Origin of the sequence: Streptomyces malaysiensis subsp. samsunensis, from assembly GCF_024519315.1 — a bacterium.
Lineage (GTDB): Bacteria > Actinomycetota > Actinomycetes > Streptomycetales > Streptomycetaceae > Streptomyces > Streptomyces malaysiensis.
The window spans coordinates 87,004-95,378 of the sequence record NZ_JANIIC010000046.1 but is presented as its reverse complement, the minus strand read 5'-3'; the positions used below and the strand labels follow the sequence as shown (position 1 = coordinate 95,378).

Sequence of the window (8,375 nt, the reverse complement as noted above, 5' to 3'; positions counted from 1 at the left end):
TGGCGCAACAGCCAACGCCAGCGAGGCTGTTCGAGCACGACGGACGTCGCGGCCAGCCCGGTCGCGACGACCGCCGCCCACGTGGGCCACGCGAACCACGGTGCCACCGCTGCGGCGGCCACTTCGAGGAGCACGAGCAGGAGCATCGCCGCGCCGGGGATAGCCACCGGCGGGTCGAAGGGGCGGTCGCCGGGTGTCCCGACGACGGCCGGCATTCCGATCAGCAGGACCAGCGCGGCGATCGCGACCGCCCAGTCGATCCGGTGCAGCGCCCATGGGGTGGCCGTCCAGCCGATCAGTTCGGTCAGGAACCGCAGCCCGGAGGCGGCGTTGGTGCGGTTCGGAGAGTCGGCGGCCTGGGTCATGGTCCCTCCCCGACATGGAGCGGCGCGGTGTCGGGCCCGCTGATGGCGGCCTCTGCGCGCATGCTGTTGATGAGCATGTCGACGACGAACCGGTAGCTGTCGGCGGGGTCGCGCTCCATCTGGAAGGCATCGGCGCTTTCGAGGCCGGCGAAGCCGTGGATGATGGTGCGCAGGGCTCGGACCGCGTCGATGGCGCGCTCGTCGGTCAGCCCGAAGCCGGCGACCGCGTCGAACAGGATCTGCACCGCTTCGTAGGCCACGGCCTGGTATTCCTCGTCTTCGGGGCGCGGGGCGCGGACGCGCGCCCATCTGCGCCGCCACGGCGGCAGCGCCGCGAACCTGCGGATCCGCTGGGTACGGATCGTGGACATCGCAGGGCTCGACGCGCGGCGCCGCCGACAGTCCGATTGCACGTTCGACGCCATCGGCGGGGTTCCGCTCACCGTGCTCGCCCGGCTGGCGCGGCGGCGACTGGTGGCGATCGACGACGGCGACCAACTGACCCTCTGGCAGCGCCGACTGGGCCGCTACCACGAAGTCGCTCAACTACGCCCGCACACACTGCGCGTCCAGCACGAGGACCGCGATCTACTGCGACAGTCCCGCTCGTTCCTTGCAGAATGGGCGCACGAGCCGATCCGCGAGTTCTCGCCCTACTCCGTGATCGCAGACTTCGGCAACCGGCGGACCGTCAGCTTCCAGGTGCACTACGGACCGACGGCCCCGCGCCGCGGACCAGGAGTCCGGTGACCGAGGCGAGGGTCACGAGCACAATTCGCGCAACACTGCCCACTCTCCGCGTCGTCCTCGCCTTTGCTCACCGGGCCTCACGGCCCGGTACGAGGTGACCCAGCATGGCTCGGTGCCCTCGTTCGAGTCGGTGGCCAGCAGGCGGTCGTCCTGCTGCCCGGCGAACCGGTGCACCACGGTGACCAGCATCTCGTCGCCGCGGCACGGCTGGGCGCCAGCGGTTGTGCCTTGCTCGCGACCTCGTCCGCCCCGCCCGAGGCGGTCGTCGAGCGCGCGCCCTCCTTGGTGTCACCGCCGCTGTTGGCCTGCTCCGCGCCGCCCTTGCCACCCCCGCTGGACGCCGACCGGTTCTACGCGGAACCGGGCGGCGTTGTCGCCGCCACGGGACTCGGTCGGGTTCACGATCGACCGTCGTCTGCCGTCCGCGCGTAACGCAGCAGCGGCCACCCCAGCGGCAGGGCGACCCACTTGGGCCCGCACCGCAAAGCCTCCTCTCGTCCGCCCGGACGGAAGAACCCGGCCGATCGGACCTGAGGCATGGCCGGTCAGGCGACGCGGAGCCGGAAAACGCGCACTAGCGTCCTCCTCAGCAGGTAACACCACGGAGAGGGAGGCAGGGATGGATCAGCGAATGTCCGACCGCAACGCCGGTGTGACCACCGAGTTCGAGAGGGACGTCGTCAAGCTGTTACTGGAGGCGATGCGCGCGGTGGACAAGCAGGAACGCGAGGACGTCGGTACGGAAAGCGTGCTGTATGCGCTCGTGTCGGGTGACTGGGCCGCGGGTTCCGCGATCGCACCCGGGATGAGGGCCGCCGGCTCGCTCGGCGGTTCGATCGGGTGCCGGGGGACATCCGTGTGGGTCAGCGACGACGCGGGTGACGGTGTGGTGGGAAGCCCGGACGACGAGCGCGAGATCGACGCCTTCTGGCGGGTGGTCCGGCAGGAGGAGGCCAAGAGGCTGCGCCGGAAGAACCGGAAGAAAAAGGAGGAAGAGAAGAAAAGTCTCGAACTCCCGCCGATGACCGGTGCGTTGCGGACCTGTCTGCGCAAGGCGCTGGAGGCCGCACGGGAGGAGGGCACCATTTCGGTGCGCGTCCGCCATGTGGCGCGCGCGCTGGTCGAGCTGCCCGATACGCGTGCCCGCGAGGCCATGGCGGTGAAGAAGCTGGACGTCTCGGCTGTCCCAAGGGCGCTCGACGCGTTGCGGGAGAGCGACGAAGCGCCGGAGCCCACTGCGGTGTTGGTGCTGCGCAAGGCGGGGACGTTCGGCAAGAGCGGTAATCCGCTGACCCGGAACTTCACTGCCTGGATATTCGGGGGCGGTGCCGGATTCGGCTCCGCGGTCGTGGGCGTGGTGCACTCGGAGGCACAACGGAAGGCGGTGCGGCGCGGGGCGTCGGAGGTGGAACCCGTCGATGTGCTGCTGAGTATTCTGGCGTTGGAGCGGTCGTTGACCGTCGCGGGGCGTGAGCTGCCCGAGAAGCTGACGGAGGCGAACCGGGGGGCGGAACTCCTTCGCCGGCACGGCGTACGGCAGGATGCTGTCACCCGGGTACTGCTTCCCACCACCGGGGTCGCGGAGGGGGAGCCCCCGGAGGCCGGCGACACCGGCGACTCCGGCCGGCGGCTCCTGCACGTCACGGAGCTCACCGCCTCCGCCCAGGGCTCGTCCACAGTCGGCACGACCCATCTGCTGGCCGCGCTGCTGGACGAGAAAGGGACGGACGCGGAATCCGCGGCGGAGATCGAGCGTGTGCTGACCGAGTGCGGGGCGGACGTCGCCGGGCTGCGGGCGGAGCCGGAGCTCCGGGTCCCGGGCGGAGCGGCCCAGGCGTCCTGAGGCCGCGGTGGTCCGCCAACGCGTTTGACCAGAGCAGCGGTTGAGAACGGCATCCACACCACACGGAGGAAACCATGAGCCCGGCAGTGCGACTTTGGAGTCGGGCGCGCCGCGAGGCCGCCGCGATCCGGGAGGCGGTGCGCACCGCGCCCCGACGGACGGTCGTCACCGAGTCCGTACTCGCCGGCCTGGTCCTGCTGTGCTCGCTGGCGCCGGTTCCGCTGGTTCCGCCCGCCCACCCGGTGTCGGTGGCCCTCCTGGGGGTGTGGGCGGCGCTGCTCGTGCCCGCGCGGCGGATGTACCCGACCCTCACGGTGCTGTGCTGCGTGCCGTTGATCGCCGGGGACAACGTGTGGGCGATGGTGGTGGTGCCGTGCGTCGTGTGGTCCGCCGTGCGCCGCATCACCCCCGCACGGCGCGCCTGGGCAGTGGTCGGGGCGAGCGCTGCCGGCGCCGCGCTCCTGTCAATTGCCGCCCAATCCCTCAGCGGACTCCCGAAGATGCCGTACCTGGCCGTCGGCGCCGGCGTGGCTGCGCTGTTCATCCTGCTGCCCGCGCTGTCCGGCATAATGCTGGGGCGTCGCCGCCCGCTGACGAGGCTGCTGCGGGAACGCAACGCCTACCTCGAACAGGCCCGCTTGCTCACCGACGAGACGGCCCGCATGGAGGAACGGGCGCGCATCGCCTCCGAGATGCACGATCTGCTCGGCCACCGCATCCTCCTCATCTCCGTGCACGCCGGAGCCCTCCAGCTCGCCGCCGAACGACAGGCGCCCCCGCTGGCCTCCCAGGCCGAACTCCTGCACACCACCGCCGGAACGGCCATGGACGAACTGCGCGGCATCCTCGGCGTCCTCCGTCACCCGTCCGGCGAGAACATCGGCGAGCGGGGGACCCACGAGTCCCTCTCGGCCCTGGTCGCGGATGCCCGGAGCGCTGGGGCCGACGCCGAACTGCACTGGAACGCGACCGGGCAGACGGGCACGGACGCCCGCACCCGTCAGGCCGTCCACCGTGTCACCCGCGAAGGACTCACCAACGCACTGAAGCACGCACCCGGCGCGCCTGTCCGTGTGACGTTCCACGACGAAGGGGAAACGGTGGTCATCACCGTCGTCAACGATGCCCCGCCGGTGCCCCGTCCGCCCGGGGACGGGAACCGCAGTGGACTCATCGGCCTCCAGGAAAGGATCAGCCTGCTCGGGGGCGCACTCCACGCCGGACCGCGCCCGGAGGGCGGCTTCGTCCTCTCCGCGCGGATACCCCTCCGGCCCGACTCGCCGCCCGTGTACGCCACTTCGCCCAGGCCGGTGTCCGGCGGGGCGGGCTCCCGACCACCGCTGTCCACGGAGGTCCTCACGTGGCCCCGCCTCCTGGGCGGCGGCTGCGTGGCGATACTGGTGTTGCTGCCGACGGTCGGCACCACCATCGCCCTGCTGATCATGGCGGTCCTACACTGAACCGATGATCCGAGTCCTGATCGCCGACGACGAGGCGCTGATGCGCGCCGGGATCCGGCTGATCCTGGAGACCGACGACGAGGTCCGTATCGTGGCCGAGGCACAGAACGCCCGTGAGGCCGTCGAAGCCTGCCGCGCCCACCCCGTCGACGTCGCCCTCCTCGACGTCCGCATGCCCGGGGACGGCATCACCGCCGTCGCCGAGATCACCCGGCACTCGTCCCGCACCCGGGTGGTGATGCTGACGGCCTTCGGCGAGGAATCGACCGTCACCAGCGCCCTGCGCGCCGGGGCCCACGGCTACCTCCTCAAGGACACCGGCCCTCGCGACCTCATCGACGCCGTACGCCGCGCCGCCGCCGGAGAACCCGTCCTCGCCCCGCAGGTCACCCGCCAACTCGTCGACTTCCGGACCCGGCTGAGCCACGGCACCGACGCCGCGTCACGTCGGATCGCGGACCTGACACCGGCCGAACGGGACGTCCTCCGGCTGCTGGGCACCGGCCTCTCCAACGCCGAGATCGCCGCACAGCTCCATCTGAGCTCCAGCACGGTCAAGTCCCACATCAGCAGCATCCTCACCCGCACTGACTGCACCAACCGCGTCCAGGCGGCGGTGCTGGCGCAGGAGGCGGGGCTGCTCGACTGACGCCCGGGCAGGCCGCACACCTTTCCGCCACGAGAGTCGCCCGGGACGCTCCCGGACGGGGTTCGGCCGCCCCGCAGGTAGTTCGCGCGACCCACGCCGGGTCCGGACCGCAAAGCATCCAGCGACCGGTGACGAAATCCGTCACGCCTCGCCTCATATCTGAACCGTATTCAAGACTCGGAAGACTGGCGCAGGGCGGCGATACCTGTCAGAAAGATGTCGACACCGGCGAGGAATTGCTCGCGATCGTCGTGCTCGCGCAGTTGCGCCGCCGCCGCGTGGACGAACGGGTACCGGCTGGGGTTCACTTGCGCCCATTGCGCGGCAGCGGTGTCCAGGAAAGTCGCTCGGTCCGTGTCACTGTCGGCGAGGCGCCGGGCGTTCGCGGCGTTCTGCACGGCGACGCCGAGGACGTAGTTCATGAGCGTGCCGGCCGCGTCGAAGCGCGATCGTTCGGGGATGGCCAGTGCGTCCAGCAGTCTGGCGATGCTCTCGTAGAAGTCCAGCAGAGCGGGTCGCCACGGTTGCCGGGAGAGTTCTGCCCCGACCCAGGGGTGTGCGTCGATCGCGTCGAACAGGCCCAGGGCGAGGTGGCGCAGGGTTTCCCGCGGGTCCGTATCCATGCCGGCGCCGGACAGTACGCGGGTGATGATGTCGTCGGTGGCGGCCGCGAGCAGGTCGCTCTTGTCCGCGACGTGGTGGTAGATCGCTCCGTAGCCGGTGCTGAGGCGAACGGTGAGCGCGCGCAGGGTCAACGCGCTCTCGCCACGGCTGTCCAGAAGCTCGATCGCGGTCTGGATGATCAGCTCTCTGGACAGGCTGTCCGTGCGCCGCGGGGCCCGCTGGGATCGCGTCGCGGTCTTCTTCCTCATGGTCCTCATCATCGCATGAATGGATCGCCACTCCAACGTCGTGCTAGCTTGTTGGAGCGACGATCCAATCAGGATCGGTCCTGCGACTTCGGGAGGAAACCCATGACGACACCGGTCACGATCGTCGGAGCAGGTCTGGGCGGCCTGGCGCTGTCCCGCGTGCTGCACGTGCACGGCGTCCCGTCCACGGTCTACGAGGCGGAATCCTCCCCGTCGACGCGCACTCAGGGCGGTCTGCTCGACATCCGCGACTACAACGGCCAGCCGGCGCTTCAGACGGCGGGCCTGACCGAGGAGTTCCGCAAGATCATCCTGGCGGGACGCCAGGCGATGCGGCTTCTGGACCGGGACGGGAACGTACTGCTGGACGTGCCCGACGACGGTACGGGTGGCAAGCCCGAGGTGCAGCGCGGCGAACTGCGGCAGATGCTGCTCGACTCGCTCCCGGCCGGCACCGTCCGGTGGGGCCACAAGGTCAGCGGCGTCCGCGCCCTCGGCGACGGCCGCCATGAGGTGGCCTTCGCCAACGGCACTGCCGCCACCACGAGCCTGCTGGTCGGCGCCGACGGCGCCTGGTCCCGAGTCCGGCCACTGCTTTCCGGAGCGACACCCGAGTACACCGGCGTCTCGTTCATCGAGACCCACCTGTTCGAAGGCGACAACCTGCACCCGACCAGCGCGAAAACCGTCGGCGGCGGAACGATGATGGTGCTCGAGCCGGGGAAGGGGATACTGGCTCACCGAGAGCGCGGCGGGAACCTCCACACCTGGGTGATTCTCGCCAGGCCGCAGGACTGGTTCACCGGCATCGATTTCGCCGACCCCGCCGCGGCCACCGCACAGATCGCACGGGAGTTCGACGGCTGGGCGCCGGAGCTCACCGCGCTGATCACCGACGGCGAGACCGCGCCGATCCTGCGCAACATCCACACCCTGCCCGTCGAGCACCAGTGGGATCGGACACCGGGGGTGACCCTGCTCGGCGACGCGGCACACCTCGCGGCCCCCAACGGCGAAGGCGCCAACCTGGCCCTGTACGACGGCGCCGAACTGGGCAAGGCCATCGCCGCACACCCCGACGACATCGAGACCGCGCTCACCGAATACGAGCGGGCCATGTTCGTGCGCAGCGTCGCGTCCAACGCCGGGGCCCCCGATCTTCACGTGATGTTGGGCGACGGCACACCCCACAACCTGATCAACGCCCTCGCCGGGAGCTGATCAGCGCAGGGCGACGATACCGGTCAGGAAGATTCGGCCAGGGCTGCGGCCCGGCGCCGAGTGCGGCGTCGGTCCGGTGAAGGTTGTCGGGGGCACTCCGCCCGGCGGGGTCGGGCCGTCGGCCCTCTGGACAGTCACCGCGCTGTCGTCGGCTCCGGTGCGTTGTGGGCGCGGCGGTAGGCCACCGGGGACAGGCCCAGGTGGGTGTGGAACTGTTTGCGCAGGGCGACCGGGTCGCCGAAGCCGCAGGCGGTGGCAATCCGTGCGACGGGCAGGTCGGTGGACTCCAGGAGCAGGCGCGCGTGTGCCAGCCGGCGCTGGGCCAGCCACTTGAGTGGGCTGATGCCTGCCTCGCTCCGGAACCGGCGGGTGAAGGTGCGTACGCTCATGTGCGCGTGCCGTGCCATGTCCTCCAGCGTGATCGGTTCCGCCAGCCGTTTCAGTGCCCACTGCCGGGTTGCCGAGGTGGACCGGTCGGCGTCTCGGGGGACCGAGTGCTCGATGAACTGGGCCTGCCCGCCCTCGCGCCACGGGGCTGCCACACACCGGCGTGCCGCGGCCGCCGCGATGGCCGCTCCGTGATCCCGACGCACCAGGTGAAGGCACATGTCGATGCCCGCGGCCCCGCCGGCGGACGTCAGGATGCGCCCGTTGTCGACGAACAGCACGTTCGGATCGACCTCGACGTCGGGGAACAGCTCCGCGAAGGTGTCGCACAGCGCCCAGTGGGTGGTGGCTCGCAGGCCGTCGAGCAGACCGGCTGCCGCGAGGAGAAAGGCCGAGGTGCACAGGCTCACGATGCGGGTCCGCGGCCGTATCCGATCCAGCGTCGCGGCAAGGTCGCCCGGCAGTGTCCCCGTGGCCAGCAGGTGCTCACCGGGCTCCTGGGTGGCAATCACCACGGTGTCCGCGGTCTTCAGCACGGACTCGTCGTGGTCGACGAGGATCCGGAAATCCTCGTGCGTACGGACCGTACGGCCTCCGGGCGAGAAGGTGCTCACGGAGTAGAGACGGGTCCCGTCGGAGGTACACGCCTCGTTGAACACCCGGGCCGGGATGCCCAGATCCAGCGGCAGGACCCCGTCGAGAGCGAGGACGGCAACATGATGTGGCATGGCCGGAATGGTACGACAGGTGTCCCTCAGGCCACTCACCCGCCGCAGCGGGCACACGCCAGAGTGGATCTCGCCGGGCCGCGGTCCGGCACGAGAACCC

At 70.6% G+C, this 8,375-nt stretch carries 9 protein-coding genes; 5 read left to right on the top strand and 4 right to left on the bottom strand.

The genetic code is table 11. From position 1 onward, the window contains the following. Together NQU54_RS32555 and NQU54_RS32550 are read right to left on the bottom strand one after the other, a co-directional pair. Positions 1–365 (bottom strand): hypothetical protein (locus tag NQU54_RS32555; protein WP_257634150.1); only part of this gene is annotated, 365 nt, incomplete at its 3' end. Beyond that, positions 362–736, bottom strand: coding sequence for a TetR-like C-terminal domain-containing protein (locus NQU54_RS32550; RefSeq protein WP_257634149.1), 375 nt, complete (start codon positions 734–736; stop codon positions 362–364). The genes NQU54_RS32550 and NQU54_RS32555, both read right to left, overlap by 4 nt. Between NQU54_RS32550 and NQU54_RS32545 the strand changes: the two genes are divergently transcribed. From NQU54_RS32545 to NQU54_RS32530, 4 genes are all read left to right on the top strand, one after another. Next, the gene (locus NQU54_RS32545) at positions 729–1,115 is read left to right on the top strand and encodes a hypothetical protein (protein ID WP_257634148.1); all 387 of its coding nucleotides are present in this window, start codon (positions 729–731) and stop codon (positions 1,113–1,115) included. The genes NQU54_RS32550 and NQU54_RS32545 overlap by 8 nt on opposite strands. Before the next feature lie 619 nt (positions 1,116–1,734). Further along, positions 1,735–2,958, top strand: a complete 1,224-nt coding sequence (locus NQU54_RS32540) for a Clp protease N-terminal domain-containing protein (protein WP_257634147.1) — start codon at positions 1,735–1,737, stop codon at positions 2,956–2,958. A 74-nt stretch (positions 2,959–3,032) separates the two neighbouring features. Beyond that, on the top strand, positions 3,033–4,418 hold the full coding sequence (locus NQU54_RS32535; RefSeq protein ID WP_257634146.1) for a sensor histidine kinase: 1,386 nt from the start codon (positions 3,033–3,035) through the stop codon (positions 4,416–4,418). 4 nt (positions 4,419–4,422) lie between these two features. Then, a complete protein-coding gene (locus NQU54_RS32530) occupies positions 4,423–5,067 on the top strand; it encodes a response regulator (RefSeq protein ID WP_257634145.1) in 645 nt (214 codons plus the stop codon). A gap of 170 nt (positions 5,068–5,237) precedes the next feature. Here the strand turns inward: NQU54_RS32530 and NQU54_RS32525 are convergent, their stop codons facing one another. After that, positions 5,238–5,939, bottom strand: coding sequence for a TetR/AcrR family transcriptional regulator (locus NQU54_RS32525; protein WP_257634144.1), 702 nt, complete (start codon positions 5,937–5,939; stop codon positions 5,238–5,240). 102 nt (positions 5,940–6,041) lie between these two features. On the opposite strand from NQU54_RS32525, the gene NQU54_RS32520 reads away from it, so the two are divergent. Further along, positions 6,042–7,160: an FAD-dependent oxidoreductase gene (locus NQU54_RS32520; protein ID WP_257634143.1), complete on the top strand. Its 1,119-nt coding sequence runs from the start codon at positions 6,042–6,044 to the stop codon at positions 7,158–7,160. Positions 7,161–7,294: 134 nt separating this feature from the next. Here the strand turns inward: NQU54_RS32520 and NQU54_RS32515 are convergent, their stop codons facing one another. Continuing rightward, positions 7,295–8,275 carry a GlxA family transcriptional regulator gene (locus NQU54_RS32515; RefSeq protein WP_257634142.1) on the bottom strand — a complete coding sequence of 327 codons (981 nt, stop codon included), beginning with the start codon at positions 8,273–8,275 and terminating at the stop codon, positions 7,295–7,297. Positions 8,276–8,375 lie beyond the last annotated feature (100 nt).